This is a genomic window from Clostridium sp. MCC353, from assembly GCF_018785315.1.
Taxonomy (GTDB): domain Bacteria; phylum Bacillota; class Clostridia; order Lachnospirales; family Lachnospiraceae; genus CHH4-2.
Window position 1 is genome coordinate 61,245 of sequence record NZ_WQPN01000158.1, and the last position, 15,269, is coordinate 76,513.

At 45.6% G+C, this 15,269-nt stretch carries 14 protein-coding genes; 1 reads left to right on the forward strand and 13 read right to left on the reverse strand.

Features of this window, described 5'->3' with window-relative positions:
• Nucleotides 1-45 precede the first annotated feature (45 nt).
• From GPL15_RS23775 to GPL15_RS23825, 11 genes are all read right to left on the reverse strand, one after another.
• Nucleotides 46-762, reverse strand: a complete 717-nt coding sequence (locus GPL15_RS23775) for a CpsD/CapB family tyrosine-protein kinase (protein WP_215701168.1) — start codon at nucleotides 760-762, stop codon at nucleotides 46-48.
• Complete coding sequence (locus tag GPL15_RS23780) at nucleotides 752-1,522, reverse strand: Wzz/FepE/Etk N-terminal domain-containing protein (RefSeq protein ID WP_215701169.1); 771 nt, start codon at nucleotides 1,520-1,522, stop codon at nucleotides 752-754. The genes GPL15_RS23775 and GPL15_RS23780 overlap by 11 nt, the downstream gene beginning before the upstream one ends.
• A 171-nt stretch (nucleotides 1,523-1,693) precedes the next feature.
• Nucleotides 1,694-2,446 (reverse strand): CpsB/CapC family capsule biosynthesis tyrosine phosphatase, encoded by a 753-nt coding sequence (locus tag GPL15_RS23785; protein ID WP_215701170.1) that lies wholly within the window; start codon nucleotides 2,444-2,446, stop codon nucleotides 1,694-1,696.
• Nucleotides 2,447-2,519: 73 nt separating this feature from the next.
• Nucleotides 2,520-2,726 (reverse strand): helix-turn-helix transcriptional regulator, encoded by a 207-nt coding sequence (locus GPL15_RS23790; RefSeq protein WP_215701171.1) that lies wholly within the window; start codon nucleotides 2,724-2,726, stop codon nucleotides 2,520-2,522.
• Nucleotides 2,727-3,040: 314 nt separating this feature from the next.
• On the reverse strand, nucleotides 3,041-3,901 hold the full coding sequence (locus GPL15_RS23795) for a tyrosine-type recombinase/integrase (protein WP_215701172.1): 861 nt from the start codon (nucleotides 3,899-3,901) through the stop codon (nucleotides 3,041-3,043).
• 149 nt (nucleotides 3,902-4,050) lie between these two features.
• Nucleotides 4,051-4,830: a response regulator gene (locus GPL15_RS23800; RefSeq protein WP_215701173.1), complete on the reverse strand. Its 780-nt coding sequence runs from the start codon at nucleotides 4,828-4,830 to the stop codon at nucleotides 4,051-4,053.
• The gene (locus GPL15_RS23805; RefSeq protein ID WP_215701174.1) at nucleotides 4,831-6,525 is read right to left on the reverse strand and encodes a sensor histidine kinase; all 1,695 of its coding nucleotides are present in this window, start codon (nucleotides 6,523-6,525) and stop codon (nucleotides 4,831-4,833) included.
• A 22-nt stretch (nucleotides 6,526-6,547) separates the two neighbouring features.
• Entirely contained in the window at nucleotides 6,548-7,585 is a 1,038-nt protein-coding gene (locus GPL15_RS23810; protein ID WP_215701175.1) for an ABC transporter substrate-binding protein, read from the reverse strand.
• Nucleotides 7,586-7,635: 50 nt separating this feature from the next.
• On the reverse strand, nucleotides 7,636-8,712 hold the full coding sequence (locus GPL15_RS23815; protein WP_215701176.1) for an ABC transporter ATP-binding protein: 1,077 nt from the start codon (nucleotides 8,710-8,712) through the stop codon (nucleotides 7,636-7,638).
• Nucleotides 8,712-10,421 carry an iron ABC transporter permease gene (locus GPL15_RS23820; RefSeq protein WP_215701177.1) on the reverse strand — a complete coding sequence of 570 codons (1,710 nt, stop codon included), beginning with the start codon at nucleotides 10,419-10,421 and terminating at the stop codon, nucleotides 8,712-8,714. The genes GPL15_RS23815 and GPL15_RS23820 overlap by 1 nt, the downstream gene beginning before the upstream one ends.
• Nucleotides 10,422-10,922: 501 nt before the next feature.
• On the reverse strand, nucleotides 10,923-12,143 hold the full coding sequence (locus GPL15_RS23825; protein WP_215701178.1) for an ABC transporter substrate-binding protein: 1,221 nt from the start codon (nucleotides 12,141-12,143) through the stop codon (nucleotides 10,923-10,925).
• Between the two features lie 511 nt (nucleotides 12,144-12,654).
• Between GPL15_RS23825 and GPL15_RS23830 the strand changes: the two genes are divergently transcribed.
• Nucleotides 12,655-12,984, forward strand: a complete 330-nt coding sequence (locus tag GPL15_RS23830; RefSeq protein ID WP_252198594.1) for a hypothetical protein — start codon at nucleotides 12,655-12,657, stop codon at nucleotides 12,982-12,984.
• 369 nt (nucleotides 12,985-13,353) lie between these two features.
• On the opposite strand, the gene GPL15_RS23840 is transcribed toward GPL15_RS23830, so the two are convergent.
• Nucleotides 13,354-14,418, reverse strand: a complete 1,065-nt coding sequence (locus GPL15_RS23840) for an NAD-dependent epimerase/dehydratase family protein (protein ID WP_215701180.1) — start codon at nucleotides 14,416-14,418, stop codon at nucleotides 13,354-13,356.
• 12 nt (nucleotides 14,419-14,430) lie between these two features.
• Nucleotides 14,431-15,162 (reverse strand): IspD/TarI family cytidylyltransferase, encoded by a 732-nt coding sequence (locus GPL15_RS23845; RefSeq protein WP_215701181.1) that lies wholly within the window; start codon nucleotides 15,160-15,162, stop codon nucleotides 14,431-14,433.
• Between the last annotated feature and the right edge of the window lie 107 nt (nucleotides 15,163-15,269).

Sequence of the window (15,269 nt, forward strand, 5' to 3'; positions counted from 1 at the left end):
TGTTCCGGCCTTTTATTGTTTTCTCAGGATCCATTTTTTCTGTGATCATGTTTCCCTGGCATACTCATACTGCTTTCCATATTTCCCATATCTGCCGTACTTCCCGTAATACCGGTAGTATCCGCTGTGGTCCACCGTCACCTTATTGAGCACTGTGCCTAAGATCCGGCATCCGCTCTTTTCCAACTGGGCCTTCACTTTCTGCAGCAGGCGGAAGCTGATGGCTCCGCTCTCAATCACCAGCACCGCTCCGTCGCAGTGCCTCGCTACAATCGCTCCGTCAATCAAGTTTCCCATGGGCGGCGTGTCGATGATCACATAGTCATAGGTTTCCCTGGCCCACAGCACCAGTTCGGTAAAAAGATCTTCTTCTAAAAGCTCCGCCGGATTGGGGGAATAGGGACCTGCAAACATCACTTCCAGACCGTTGACATTGGTCTGATAAATGGCCTCCTCTTTTGTCACCTGGCTGCTCAGGTACTGGGACAGCCCGTTCACTTCATGGTCCAGCTGATACCGGGACACCGTCACCGATTTCCGGATATCCGCATCGATTAACAGCACATGTTTCCCCAGCTGGGCCAGGGAAGCCGCCAGCTGGAAGGAGGTTTCGCTCTTCCCTTCATTGGGGATGGAACTGGTAAACATGACCACCCGGATGCTGCTCCCGGAAAACTGAAGATTGGTACGCAGCGTTTTGATCGCTTCCATATAGTTGTAATCGTTCACCTCATATTGGGAGAGGCGGATTTTATTTTCCATTGGATTTACCTGCCTTTCTTCTGGATGCCTTCCGTTTTTTATGTCCTTCAATTTCCCCGCTGTCGCTGACGGATTCCTTGGATGGGATTACAGCCAGTACCGGAAGATCCAAATACTTTCCGATATCCTCTTCCGTTTTCACCGTATCGTTCAAAACCACGCTCAAGGTAATAGCTGCACAGACGATAAACAAAAGTGCCAGGCCGCCCAATGCCGCGTTTTTCTTCACGCTGGGGCTGGTTTTTTCCAGAGCCACCACGCCGTCCTCGATCATTTTCGGCGGGACCATTTCCATGATCTCCCCTATGTAAGCGGAGGCTTCGGCTGAAACACTGTCCACGATCTCCTTTGCCAGGTAAGGGTCCGGATCCTGTACGGATATGGTCAGAATCCTGGTATTAGTCGGGTTATCGATTTTAATCTTCTTCCGGAGTTCCTGGTAATTCATGTTCAGGTTCATGGTATTGATTACGCTCTGGAGGACTGGACGGCTGTTTATCATCACCTTATAGTCCTGGGTTAACTGGCTTCCGATCTGTAAATCCGCCAGGGAAGTCAGCGTGGTCTCTTTCGACAGCACGTATAAGCTGGCACTGGAGGTATACTGGGGCGTCATCACAAAATAGCTGTAAACTCCAGCCAGGCCGCAGCCCAGAAACAGAGCGGTCAGAAGCGCCCACCATTTCCTCCGGAATTCAAACAGCAGTTCCCGTAAGTCAATTTCAATTTCGTCCTGGTCCTCGTCAAATCTCTTTTCCATAAATGTTTAGTTCCTTTACTCAGTTTCTATTTATTTCTGCCGGAGATCTCCAAGCAGTCTCTTCTGTTTCAGCAGCTTATTTCCCCTCAATGTTTTATTTAATTTCAGCTTCTATCTCGGCATACGGATTCCATTTTAAACCGGAATTCTATACTTCCTGCCATACGCTTCTCACCCTCCGCACCCGGCCGCACTTTTATCACCGGCACCCCCGATCAGTACCTCCATCGGATTCCCCATTACCATCCGTTTTTCCTCATCTTCTCCACATTTCCGGTATATCCACTCCACGGCTTTCCGGATATCCGGCGGGCGGAAGTCTACCCGGTGCATGTCCGTTCCCAGAAACTGGATCTTTCCTTCCTGCACCATTCTCCTGCACCACAGATTCTCCCTCACATGGCGGATTCCCCCGGACAGGCTGCCAAAATTCATCTGCATATACGCTCCGGACTTCCTCAGTTCCTCAATTCTTCCCGGTGTCCTCAGGCACTGGTACCTCTCTATATGGGCCAGCACCGGACAAAACCGCATCAAAGCCATCTGCCTCACCGCCTGATAAACAGTGTCATAAGACACTTCCGTCTGAAATTCCATCAGATAACAGTCTGAACCGGCCATTGGCACCGTTTTCCCTGCTGCAATATCATCAAAGATCCCATTATAATAGATCAGCTCCTGCCCGGCATGGATATTCATATCCGGAAACAGCTTATCCGCTTCCCTCTGCACCTTCCGGACCAGTTCCATAATACCGTCCGGATCCACGTAATGCTTCCCCCTGTGGTAATGCGGGGTCGCTATAACCGTCCGGATACCCTGTTCATACGCCTGTTTCATTAATTCCCTTGTCTCCCACATCCGCCTTGCTCCATCGTCAATGCCCGGAAGGATGTGGGAATGCACGTCGGTGATCGGTACCATGGCCCTTTCCTTTCTGTTTTTGTTCTTTACGCAATGCCCCGTCATTCCAATCACGCAAAAAAGCAAAGTGGAATTACCGTACTTCCTCCACTTCTATCTCCAGTTCCCTGGCAATCAGCTCCATGGTCCTGCGGCTGCTGTTCCTTCCAAATATCACGTCGCTGATCGTTGAATTGGAATAACCCAGCCGCTTGGCCAGTTCTTTGTTCGACATGTTCCGTTCGATTAATGCGATTTTTACTTTCACCCCAAAATTTGTGCATTTTTTTAAATCTGCCATTCCAGCACCCCTTCTCCTTTTCGGTCCCGGCATCCGCGGCCATTTTCGAATAAATACGGACGCCTCTGCACAAAATAACCACATAATCTAAATTATGTGGTTATTTTTTTCGATGCGCAGAATAAAAGGGCAAAAAAATAACAGCAAAAGTTAACTTTCACTGGATTTTTGGTGTCAAATGACAAATTTAAAATATTTTTACGATTCTGCTTGAAATTTTTTGGAAATAAATGCATAATAGCTATTAGACAATACAGGTCTGTTACTACATAATTTAGATTATGTTATATAGATCTGTTACTACATAATTTAGATTATGTTATAATTTTCCCGTCATTTTGACAGACAAGTCCTAATTTCGATAATATCCGCTTATGCTCCCAGCCGCTTGAAACCGTATAAATCCTGGTCGTATCCACACTGGCATGCCCCAGAATATCTGCCAGACGCAGCAGATCCTTTTCAATTCCGTAAAAAGTAAATGCAAACAGATGGCGCAGGTTGTGAGGATAAACCTTTTTCGAATCCACCTTTGCATCCCCGCACAGGGCCTTCATCATGGTCCAGATATTGCTCCGGTCTAAGGGACGGCCGCTTTTTGTGATAAATACCGGACCGCTAATTATTTTAGTTCCCTGGCAGTATTGTTTTAATACGGTACACAATTCCGGTGGAAGAAAAACTATTCTGGATTTCCCTTTATTATAAATCCTGAGACATCCTTCTTTCAGTGCCTCCACAGTGATAAACCGATGCTCACTCACCCGGATTCCGGTACTGCAGATGGCCTGCATCAGCAGACAGATCCTCTTATTCTTTTTCCGATTTGCCGCATTCACTAAGCGGAAATATTCCTCTTTTGACAGCTCTTGTTCCTGCTGGCAGAACAGTTTTCTCTGAAGCTTAACCTGTTTCACCCGGTATTCCCCGGCGCCCAAGAATTCCAGGAAATGGTTGACAGCGGCCAGAATGGAATTCACACTACTGGCTTTATAGGTTTTTATCAAATCCTGTTTAAATCGGATCATCTTTTCTTTGCTGATTATTCGTTCATCCGCAAGATAACTGAATAGTTTTTTCAAATCCCTGATATATTTCTCGATTGTGGCCTTACTTCTTTCCTGCTCATATAAGTATGTTTCAAACGCAGGGATCATCTCCATCTTTAATTCCATTTCTTCCACCTCATAATTTCGTATATTTATGGTTATCATTTCAAAATATACCATGTAATGGAAAAAAACAAGGTTAATTATAAACTTGGTACAAAAAATAACAGTTCAGGACATCTGGTTTTCCCGCTGTCCTGAACTGATACTATAAATTAATATATCCCTTTTATAAACTTCGTCGGCGATTTCAGTGTATATTTCTTAAAAACTGCGCAGAAATACTTATAATCCGTAAACCCGGTGGCCTCCGCGATCTCGCTGATCCTGTACTGCCTGGTGTTCAGCAGGACCACTGCCTGCTGCACCCTGTATTTATTGAGGAAATCCAGAAAGGTCTGGCCTGTCACTTCCTTGAACTTGCGGCTCAAATAGCTGGCGCTGACCCCCAGTTCTTCGGATATGGTCTCCACGCTCAGCTTTTCCGCATAATGGACCCGGATTTCCTCGATCACTTTCGATATGTATCTGTTCTCCGAAACGTCCAGCTGCATATAATAGTCCAGGTTCATATTGCCGCCTTCTAACTCAGCCTGTTCCATCACATATTCCATCTGCCTGCTGTTTGCGATCTCCTCATTCAGCCGTTTCATGGTTTCGGCCAGCTTTTCCTCGTCCACCGGCTTTAACAGGTATTCGCAGACCCTGGCGTCAATGGCCCTTCTGGCATAATCGAATTCCGCGTAGCTGGTCAGCACAATTCCCTTGAATTTAACCGTTTCAGACGCCTTTTTTATCATCTCAATTCCATCCAAAAACGGCATGCAGATATCGGCAATGACCACGTCCGGGCGGCATTCCAGAATTTTTTCCAGGCCTTCCTGGCCATTGGCCGCCTCCGCCACCACAACACAGCCCATTGCCAGCCAGTCTGTCGTGTACACCAGCCCTTTTCTGATAATATCTTCATCTTCCGCTATCAACACTTTCAGCATTTACATTTCCTCCATATGTGCGGGAACCGTCACAATCAGCGTGGTTCCGTGCCCCTCCGTACTTCGGATTTCCACCCCATAGGGATGGCCGTACAGAATTTCAATTCTGCGGTGTATATTATAAAGACCTGAATGTCTGCTCTTGTTCTCCTTCTGTCCAAACAGTTCTGTCAGTTCGCTTAAAACAGAAGGCGGAATTCCCACCCCGTCATCCCGGCAGATCATGATCAGCTTTCCGTCATAAATATAAGCCTTCAGCTCCGCTCTCAGCGTTTCCTGGTTTCCAAACCCATATTTTATGGAATTTTCAATCATGGGCTGCAGTACCAGCTTGGGAATTCTGCATTTTAACGCCTTTGGTTCTACGTCAATTTCATAGGAAAACCTACGGTTAAAGCGATATTTTAAAATCATAAGATAATTTTCCAAATGGTCAATATCCTCTTTCAGCGTCACCTCTTCCTTACTGTTGTCCAGACTATAGCGCAGAAGATTGGAAAGGCTTAATATCATCTTTGAAGCGGTTTCCGGCTCGATTCTGCACATATACCGGATGTTTTCCAGTGTATTGTAGAGGAAATGGGGGTTGAACTGGGATTCTAACTGCCTGTTCTGGGCTGCCGCCACCAGCTCTGCCATCTTCCTGTTATTCTCCATCTGCTGCTTCAATCCAATAATGGTCTCATTATAGGTATCGGCGATGATGCGGAATTCATTGTCGCTTTTAATGCGGATCGTCCCGTCTAAATCACCATTTCTGTTTTTTTCCATCACATCCAGGATGCGGTAGAAATCCTCTGTCTTCTTTTCCGTGACTTTCTTGGATTTCACCAAAACCCAGGCGGTCATGGCCGCAAGGGCAGTTATGATCAATGCGCTGCCAAGGGACAGGGATACCACGATATTCTGGATATCGGAAACCGCGTATACCCGGAGCAGACTTCGGTACGCAGGCCGTGAGGACACCAGATACATGTGGCCGTCAAAAAGCATAAACCGGCCTGCGCCTTCCAAATCTTTCACAATCTGGTTGCTGCTGTTTAAAAAATTGTAACTGTTGCTCAAGTACACCCAGCCAAACCGGTCCGTCACAACGGTCTGGGCATCCGACCGGTCCAAAACCGGCTGAAACTGGCTGCTGTTAATGGTAAATACCAGGTAGCCCAACAGGCTGTCCCCATCGTATACAGCCCTTCCCAGGGCCATATCCTTGCTGCCGCTTTTCCAGCTTTCCATCAGGCGCACCGCAGTTTTCCCTTTTTTCCTGTCCATGGAACCAAAGATTCCCCAGTCCAGCCCTTCCTCTATCTTAAAATACCCGGGAAGCGCCGGCCTTCCGGTCAGTACCGGTTTTCTGTCACGGTCAAACAGATAGAGATCTGCTTCGCAGCCCAGACTGTTGGAAATCCTGTAAAACTCCTGAAAAACAGCAGTTTTCACCTGATTGTCCGCCTCTTTTGTGAAAGTCTCAGGCTTCAGTTCCATTTCTTTCAGCCCTTTTTCATAACCGGACAGCACCCGTTCCACTTCTTCGGCCGCATAATTATTGTAATCTATGGTGCCGCTGCCTTTTCCATACAGGAGAATCCCCACAAAAGCCAGGCCGCAGACCAAAGTGAACAAGACTGCAGGTACGATCGCATAGCCGATAAACAGTTTTCTCAGTTCATCCCTGAAATACCGTTCTCTTTTCATCTGCAGGCACCTCCGCTCCCCATCATTTCTCATCCCCCGACACAGAATTAAAAATATCGGAAAAACGGGCGAGCCATTGGTATTTATTGTCTCTCACCACATTTTTATCGCAGTAAATAATATGTATCTCCCCTTTATCCGGCAGATAGGCGGGTTCCCCCACATCGGTCCTCACTGACCGGCGGTCTAATGTGGTGGCAATCATGGTCTGGGCATCTTTTCCGGTCACAAAATCCACAAATGCCCTGGCCGCTGCCGCATGTCCGGTCCCTTTCATAATACATACCACGTCGGGAGTTGACACCACTCCTTCTTCCATATAGACCAGCTTTACAGGTTCTGAATCCGCCACATAGTGGGCAGCGCCTTCTTCAAATGTGAGCCCTACCACAAAACGGCCTTCCGCCACCCCTTTATAGACTGCTGAGGACCCTTTCAGCAGAGTTCCGTCCAGATTCCGGCAGAAGTCCTCCACATAATCCCAGCCCTGTTCCGGGTCCCCGTCACCCATGGCATAAATCATATTGATCAGATGTTCATAAGCCGATGAGGAGGTGGAGGGATCGCACATGGCGATTTTTCCTTTCAGTTCCGGATTTAAAAGGTCTCCATATCCTTTTATCTCAATGTCTCCGATTAAATTGGTGTTCACCATCAGCACGCTGGGAATATCCGTAAACCGGGTCATATTCCCTTCTTCATTTTTATAGTCTTCCTGGATCATATCCTCGTTCACGCTGGTATATGGCTCAAACAGCTTACGTTTTGGAAGAGCCGTGGACAGAGAGCCGCCCCATAAGATATCGCACTTGGGCTCTTCTCCCGCCTCGGCCATCCGCAGCAGTTCCCCGGTCCCTCCGGTCTGAACCTGCACCCGGATTCCTGTCCTGTCTTCAAACTCCGAAACCACCGGATTAATAAACTCCAACGGATGAGGGCAGTATACTACCAGCGCCTCATCCGCATCTGTTTTCCATATGGTATTCTCTGTGTGAGTTTGACATCCGATCAAGCCGAACGTAAGAAAAGCAGCCGTACATCCCATCATCCATTTATTCATAGGTTATCTAACCCCGCAATGTTTTCTTACTGACCATTCTATCAACCGGGCTACAGAATGTAAACCCCTCTGGGGTCGAAATCCAAAAGCGCCCGCTCTCCCACTTCGTAAATACGCCTGTTCACCGGATTATAATCCGTAATCTGGATTTCCATGTCCCCCACCATCAATTGATAATATTGGTAGGAACCCATGAACGTGGACAGGATCACCTTTCCTTCCAGTATGCCCTGTTCCGACAGGGTAGCTCCTTCCGGTCTGATTACCAGAGTGGCATCGTCTCCCTGTTTTGCTTTTGCAAAGTTATTGACCTCAAACCGCTGGCCCACCACGTCTATCATAGCCTTATCACCGCTTACAGAAACCACATGAGCCTTCAGGAAATTGGCTTCCCCGATGAAATCTGCCACGAATTTGGAGGACGGATGATAATAAATCTCTCTCGGCGTGCCGATCTGCTCCACCTTTCCTTTGCTCATGATGATGATCTTATCGGAAATGCTCATGGCTTCCGACTGGTCATGGGTAACGTAAATGGCCGTAATCCCCACCTTCTGCTGGATTTTCCTGATTTCCGTTCTCATGGTAACCCTCAGCTTGGCATCTAAGTTGCTCAAAGGTTCATCGAACAAAAGCACGCTGGGTTCAATCACAAGGGCTCTGGCTAATGCCACGCGCTGCTGCTGGCCACCGGAAAGCTGGTTGGTCATACGGGATTCCATGCCGTCCATTTCCACCAGTTTCAATATGTTCATAACCCGCTCTTTGATCTCATTTTGAGGCAGTTTGCGGATTTTCAAACCGTATGCCACATTATCGAATACATTATAATGGGGAAGGAGGGCGTAGCTCTGAAACACCATGGCCGTATCCCGCTTATTGGGCGTGAGGGCATTGATGGCCTCATCTCCCAGATAAATTTCCCCCTCATCCGGGCTCTCAAACCCTGCGATCATGCGCAGTGTGGTGGTCTTTCCGCATCCGGAAGGCCCCAGAAGAGTTACAAATGTGCCCGGCTCGATATCAAGGGTGGTATCCTGAACCGCATAAAATTCTTTTCCTGTCTTAGGATCCGTATATATTTTAGAAATGTGCTCTAAACGAACACCTTTTTTCTGTTTTTCCATCAGTTCTCCTCCTTAATCTTTCTGCTGACACCGAAATATTTGATGAGTGTATTCATGATCAGCACCGCTCCATAGGTAATCATAATCAGCACCGTCGCATAAGCGCAGGCCACACCATAATTTCCCTTTTCCGCCTGTTCATTGATCTGGCAGGTAATCAGCAGGAAATCCGGCGTTACCAGCAGGATGATGGCTGAAATCGCTGTAATACTGCGGACAAAGGACGTTACCAGGCCGCTGAAGAAGGAATCTTTAATGAGCGGCAGGGTCACGGTCATGAATACCTTTGCTGAGTTAGCGCCCATGTCGTAGGCGGATTCCTCTATGGATTTGTCAATCTGCCGGAGAGCTGATATACCGCTTCGGGTTCCGGTAGGAAGGCTTCTCACAATGAATACGATGATCAGGATGAGGCCGGTTCCATAAAGTCCGCTCATGAATCCGGTTCTGAACAGCCCGTTGGCATATCCGCGGATATATCCGATACCCAATACGGTTCCAGGCACTGCCATGGCCAGCATGGATACAAATTCGATAAATCCTTTAGACCGGAATTTCTTCTTAACTACCAGATAAGAGATCACCATGGATAAAAATGCGGTCAATGGAGCCGCAATCAAAGACAGCACGAAGGAATCCTTAAATGCTTTTAACCCGCTGGTCTTAAACATGTACTGGAACCATTTCAGGCTAAGGCTGTAATCCCTGCCCCAAAGGGTGAACAGTGCTCCAAATGGCACCATGATATACATCAGAAGCACAAATGCCGCCACCAGCCCGCAGAATACGGTCAGCGGAACGGTTACACTCTTATCTTCAATCAGCATCCTCATTCTGGACGCCTTTCCGGTCAGGGTGGCCGCCGTCTTCTTTTCCAGATAATATTTCTGGATCAGGAACAGGACTACGGTCAAAAGCAGCAATACCACGGACATGGCCGCCGCTCCGGTGGAATCATAAGCCCCCGTAACCTGGAGATAAATGGTGGTGGCCAGCGTATCATAGGAACCGCCGATCAGCATGGGATTGGCAAAATCCGCCACGGATTCGATAAATGTTACCAAAAACGCATTGCCCAGTCCTGGAAGCAGAAGGGGAAATGTCACGCTGGTGAACACCTTCCACCTGCTGGCCCCCATATCCCTTGTGGCCTCTTCCAAAGAAGGATCGATATTTTTAAGCAGGCCCTTGAGCATCAGATAGCAGACCGGGAAAAATGTTAGGGTCTGCACGATTGCGATCCCTTTCAGGCCGTAAACGTTGGAGTCGTATATTTTAAGCAGGGAGCGGGTGATAATCCCGCTTCTTCCAAACAACATGATCATAGATAAGGACAGAACAAAGGGCGGAGAGACGACAGGAAGCATGGAAACCAGCCCGAACAGCTTCTCCAGCACTCTTCTCTTGAGTTTTACATAGACTTCCACATAGGCGAACAACAGGCCGATGGCCGTGGACGCCAGCCCTGAGATGAATCCCAGAACAATGGTATTTTTAAATGCATTGCGGAAACGCTCCAGACTGAGCACCCGTTTAAATACATCCATTGTGAGTTTTCCTTCTGCCACAAAGCTGTCTACCAACAGCATCAGAAGGGGATAAAGAATAAATAAAGCCAGGAAAATCAGCAGAACCGCGATCATGCTGACCAGTATGGGGTCTGAAAAAAATTTCTTGCGCTCCAGACGGGCGCTTTGGTTTCTGGCCATGATAAGCCCCCCTTTCTTTCTATAATAGCAACCCTTTCTCGTCTTTTCGATATGCTTTAGAGTGTGTTTGAAAATTGCTTTCCGTCAGATGTGCGTCACAGTTTGTGGGAGATTTGGGCCAAATGAATGGCGCATAGCGGGCTATGTAACCTGAATTCGAGGGCAAATATACCAAAAAAAGGGCGTACAGGCGACGGAAATGAATTTTCAAATACGCTCTTGAGTGTGTTAGAAAATTGCTTTCTGTCAGATGTGCCTCACAGTTTGTGGGAGATTTGTCCCGAATGAAGGGCGCATAGCGGGCTATGTAACCTAAATCCGGTGCAAATATACCGCAAAGTGGGACGTGCAGATGGCGGAAATGAATTTTCTAACACGCTCTGGGGCAAAAGGTGCTGCGAAATGTTTGGTTGCGCATTTCCCAGCACCTTGAGTTATTATCTCATTGAGTTGTTATGACGTTGAGTTGTTATCTCGTTCAGTTGTTATCTCGTTCAGTTATTATTCTGTCTTGAAACGGTCATCGTTGGAGTTTCCTAACGCATTAAAGAAATCTTCCACGTATTTGGCAATGTTGTTCTTCGCATCTTCAAAATCATAGTCGATGGTATTGTTCATATCCAGACCAAACTGAGTTGCTTCTTCCGGCTGGGTTGCATTTTTCAGTACCAGGAATTGATAGGAGCCATTTTCTTTCGCATGGTCTACACACTCCGGTGACAGGGCATATTCAATCCAGAGTTTCGCTGCGTTCGGATGAGTACAGCCCTTAAAGATAGCGGTTGCGCCGACTTCGAAGGAAGTTCCGTCTTCAGGAACGATCAATTTGATGTTGTCATATCCCTGAAGGATCTGGTAGATACCGTCATGCAGGAAGCCAATTCCGATCACGCACTCGCCAGGGCCTACCATCTTAGACGGGCCGGAGCCTGATTTCGTATACTGTGCAATGTTCTGATCCAGTTTCTTGAAGTATTCCATGGCTTCGTCATGGCCCTTCATCTGAATCATGGTGTTAATAACCAGTTTTGCAGTTCCAGCCGTATTCGGGTTGGACAGCATGATTAAGCCTTTATACTCTTCTTTTATCAGATCATCCCAGGTCTTGGGAGCTTCTAATCCTAAACGGTCCAGTTCTTCCTGATTCACCATGAATCCCAGGATTCCTTTATAGATTCCATACCAGCAGTTGGTGGTATCTTTGTACTGGTCGCCGATTAAGTTAACTGCGTTCGCCGCCTCGTAAGGCTCTAACAATCCGTCTGCAACAGCCTCGTTATAGGGATCTGTTGTGCCGCCGAACCAAACGTCCGCCGATGGTTTTCCGGCTTCTTCGGAAATCTTTGTGTACACTTCGGATGTGGAAAGTCTCTGATATTTTGTTTTGATGCCGTAAAGGGTTTCAAAATTCTTGCAGGCCGCGGATAAATATTCCTCTTCACAGGAACCGTATACGGTCAGCTCGCCTTCGGCTTTCGCGGCTTCGATCAGGGCGTCTAATCCGCCGTCTGGTTTGGCTGCTTCAGCACCATCTGCTGCTTTGGTTTCTTCCGCTTTGGTTTCGGCTGCTTTCGTCTCCGCTGCTTCAGCTTTTGTCTCGGCTGCTGTTGTGGCGGGGGCTGCCGTTGTGGCTGCTGTGGTAGGCGCTTCGGTCTTGCCTCCGCAGGCGGTCAGGCCCATTACCATGGAGCATGCTAATAACAGTGCCAGTTTTTTCTTCATAATAAATTCCCTCCGTTCGATTATTGATATGGTAATTATAGCAGAAGGGAGGGAGGGGGAATACCTAATTTTCGGTAATATTGTCTGTGATTCTGAACTTGGGGAATGGATTTTTGGGGGATTTTGATATTGTGTTAGTTGATAGGGATTTATAGAGTAATGAAGATGAGAGGATGTTCGGCTGTCCTGATCCATCAGTGCTTTCTGAAGGCTTGCTGCCCACATCAGAATAAAAATGCAGATGAATATGGGGACATGTATCTTCTAGTCTGTCCAATTCCTGATATGATCGGGAAACTGCATCCGTTCCTAAATCTTTATGATCAGCTTTTTCCGTAATGCCGTTTCATAGCCTCTAGTGGGTATAGAACACTTAGGACAGAAATACATCCTGGAGTTTTACCATTACCTTGAAGAAAAATGTTCAAGCAAAGCCAATACCATAGGATCTTTCCTGAAATTTGTTGCTGAATAAATTCCTGAGTATAGCGAAATCATCAGGAGGTGTGCCATGAAGCTAAAAACAGACGATCCCTTTGTACCTGGAGATATCAGGGCAAAGATCAATAAACTGCAGTCCCTGCTGGATCATGCAGCCAACTTATACAGTGATATATATGACTGGTATGACAGTGAACTGAAATCCTATGACCCGAAAGCCACCGCAAACGATGAACTGTTTGCCCCTGGCACAGGGACTGTTGTAGAGGGAATTGATTACCTGTTATCATGGAATCCCTGTCAGAGCTGCAGACAGCCAACGAATGTAAAATGCAGAGGGATTAACTTTGTATCCCATCGGTCTGGTCTCTGGCGATGTCTTCCCGTATCAGGGCCTTGATTGCCCCTTGGGCGGAAGTGTCCCTGCCATATTTGTGCGGTCTGACCCAGGCCAGGATCTCTGCATATGTCTTCATATTCAGTTTTAACTTCACCTGTACCGTATTATAGCTGTCGTACCTGTCCTGCGCATCGTATTTTGAAAATCCATACATGGAAAGCTCCTTTCCGGATAGGTGTACACCTATGCCTGTGTGCACTTATTCCGGCAGTCTGCCCCTATAGCCGAGATACTCATCCATCTCCGCATCCATCATCTCCTTCAGAGTGCTCCCCAGCAGGTCATTGAGGGCTTCCTGGATATCCTCCGTAATCTGGATGTCATACTCTCACATTAACATATAATAAGGGTACTCCAACATCATCTTAATTAATAATTATATGTGTCTTTTAGACTTCCAATCAGTCTTCGAAATGCCTCCTCAAGCCCTACTTCAGGTTTCCATCCTAATGCTTGCATTTTATCAGAGTTCAACTTCATCTTTGTATCCGCTGCATAACCAAATATATTAGATTTAGGAATATCAAAAACTACTTTTATTCTATTATCCGCTATTTTTTCACAGACCATCCGCGCCATTTCTGCTATAGTAGTATGTGTCTCTGGATTTGAAATATTGTATGCCTCACCATATACTCCTTTTACAAGTAAGAGAAATAGTGCCTTAACTGTATCTCTTGTATAGCAATAATTACCTTCAGATATTCCATTTGTATGCAACACAATATCTTCTCCTTTAATCACACTTCTCGCAAATTGAGCAAATACTCTATTTTCTTCTTTAAGTACACCTGCACCAAAAGTCTGTGCCAATCTTGCAATCTTTATTGGAACTCCATACTCATTCAAATAAGCAACACACATGTTTTCACATATTCTTTTACCTTCCGGGTAATTGCTACGAACGTTTAAGGGATCAACATAACCAAGAGTATTCTCATACACATCATGGTTTAATTGAGTAAACGAACCATACATTTCCATTGAAGAAACATAAATAAAAGATTTTACATGTTTTTTGCAAGCAAATTCCAACGTATTTCTTGTTCCTTCTATAGATGTGTATAATGTTTCTACCGGTTGCTTAATCATAGTCCTCGATGATGTAACACTCGCACAATGTATAATATAGTCAACTGAACCTCTATAAAAAATCGGCGTTGTTACATCACCTTCTACTATAATAATATTCCTTATAGAAGACCCAAATATTTCAATCGCCTTATTTTTATTCCGAACTAAAGCAATAATTTTTATTCTCGTATTCTTCTTAGAATTAAACATTAGTAGGGCTCTTATAAGTTGTACTCCTATCAGACCAGTTGCTCCTGTAATAAATACAGTAGAATCTGTTAGTAATTCATACGGCAAATTACTATTAGCTAATATCTCTAAATCTTCTAATAAATATCTATCCACAACACCTTTAAACATTAGTTTTGTCCTTCATTCATCATACCCATAAATCTGGGCGTTCTCTTTCGCTTCTAAAATAGCTCTCATCGTATAAAAATCTTCAGGAGTTGTAATTTTAATATTTTCTCCTGGCCCATCTATTAAATATAATGGGAAACCATATTTTTGCATCATCGTGCAGGAGTCTATACAATCAGTAATTCCGTCTGATAAAGCCCTCTTATGTGCTCTCATAATATCCTTTAGCCAAAAACTCTGTGGTGCTTTTGCTACACGCGAATTCCTGCGATCCTGTACATAATTAATTGTAGACGCCCCTTCATTAACCACAAGGATTGTCTCCTTTACGCTAGCTGTAGTTATAGCAGAACCATGTGCTAGAACACTTTCAATATTGTCTGTGATTACCTTTTCATTAATTAATGGACGTACCCCATCATGAATCAGTACAATGGTATTCTCATCCCCTGCAATCTCCTCCGCGGCACATAAACCATTATAAATAGAGAGCTGACCGGTTTTTCCTCCCGACACTACTTTTTCTACTTTTTCAATACGATATTTATAAAGTAATTCATTTAAATAAGATATCCAGTCTTCAACACAAACTACAGTAATAGCATCTATCATAGGATGTGCTTCAAAACATTCTAATGTATGTATAATAATTGGTTTATTGTACATCTCAAGAAACTGTTTTGGTTTTATTTTACTATGCATGCGGTTACCAACACCACCTGCGAATATTACTCCAACATTCATAAACTCACCTCAAGTTAAACGCTAGCCCCTTTTTAATAATTGTATAAAAGCTTCAATAAGATTACGATTTAAAAGCAATGAAAAAAATATTGCCCATATAAAAATTA

Coding starts and splice junctions, on each gene's coding strand:
- GPL15_RS23775 (WP_215701168.1), bottom strand. CDS start 762: ATGGAAAATAAAATCCGCCTCTCCCAATATGAGGTGAACGATTACAAC.
- GPL15_RS23780 (WP_215701169.1), bottom strand. CDS start 1,522: ATGGAAAAGAGATTTGACGAGGACCAGGACGAAATTGAAATTGACTTA.
- GPL15_RS23785 (WP_215701170.1), bottom strand. CDS start 2,446: ATGGTACCGATCACCGACGTGCATTCCCACATCCTTCCGGGCATTGAC.
- GPL15_RS23790 (WP_215701171.1), bottom strand. CDS start 2,726: ATGGCAGATTTAAAAAAATGCACAAATTTTGGGGTGAAAGTAAAAATC.
- GPL15_RS23795 (WP_215701172.1), bottom strand. CDS start 3,901: ATGGAATTAAAGATGGAGATGATCCCTGCGTTTGAAACATACTTATAT.
- GPL15_RS23800 (WP_215701173.1), bottom strand. CDS start 4,830: ATGCTGAAAGTGTTGATAGCGGAAGATGAAGATATTATCAGAAAAGGG.
- GPL15_RS23805 (WP_215701174.1), bottom strand. CDS start 6,525: ATGAAAAGAGAACGGTATTTCAGGGATGAACTGAGAAAACTGTTTATC.
- GPL15_RS23810 (WP_215701175.1), bottom strand. CDS start 7,585: ATGAATAAATGGATGATGGGATGTACGGCTGCTTTTCTTACGTTCGGC.
- GPL15_RS23815 (WP_215701176.1), bottom strand. CDS start 8,712: ATGGAAAAACAGAAAAAAGGTGTTCGTTTAGAGCACATTTCTAAAATA.
- GPL15_RS23820 (WP_215701177.1), bottom strand. CDS start 10,421: ATGGCCAGAAACCAAAGCGCCCGTCTGGAGCGCAAGAAATTTTTTTCA.
- GPL15_RS23825 (WP_215701178.1), bottom strand. CDS start 12,143: ATGAAGAAAAAACTGGCACTGTTATTAGCATGCTCCATGGTAATGGGC.
- GPL15_RS23830 (WP_252198594.1), top strand. CDS start 12,655: ATGAAGCTAAAAACAGACGATCCCTTTGTACCTGGAGATATCAGGGCA.
- GPL15_RS23840 (WP_215701180.1), bottom strand. CDS start 14,418: ATGTTTAAAGGTGTTGTGGATAGATATTTATTAGAAGATTTAGAGATA.
- GPL15_RS23845 (WP_215701181.1), bottom strand. CDS start 15,162: ATGAATGTTGGAGTAATATTCGCAGGTGGTGTTGGTAACCGCATGCAT.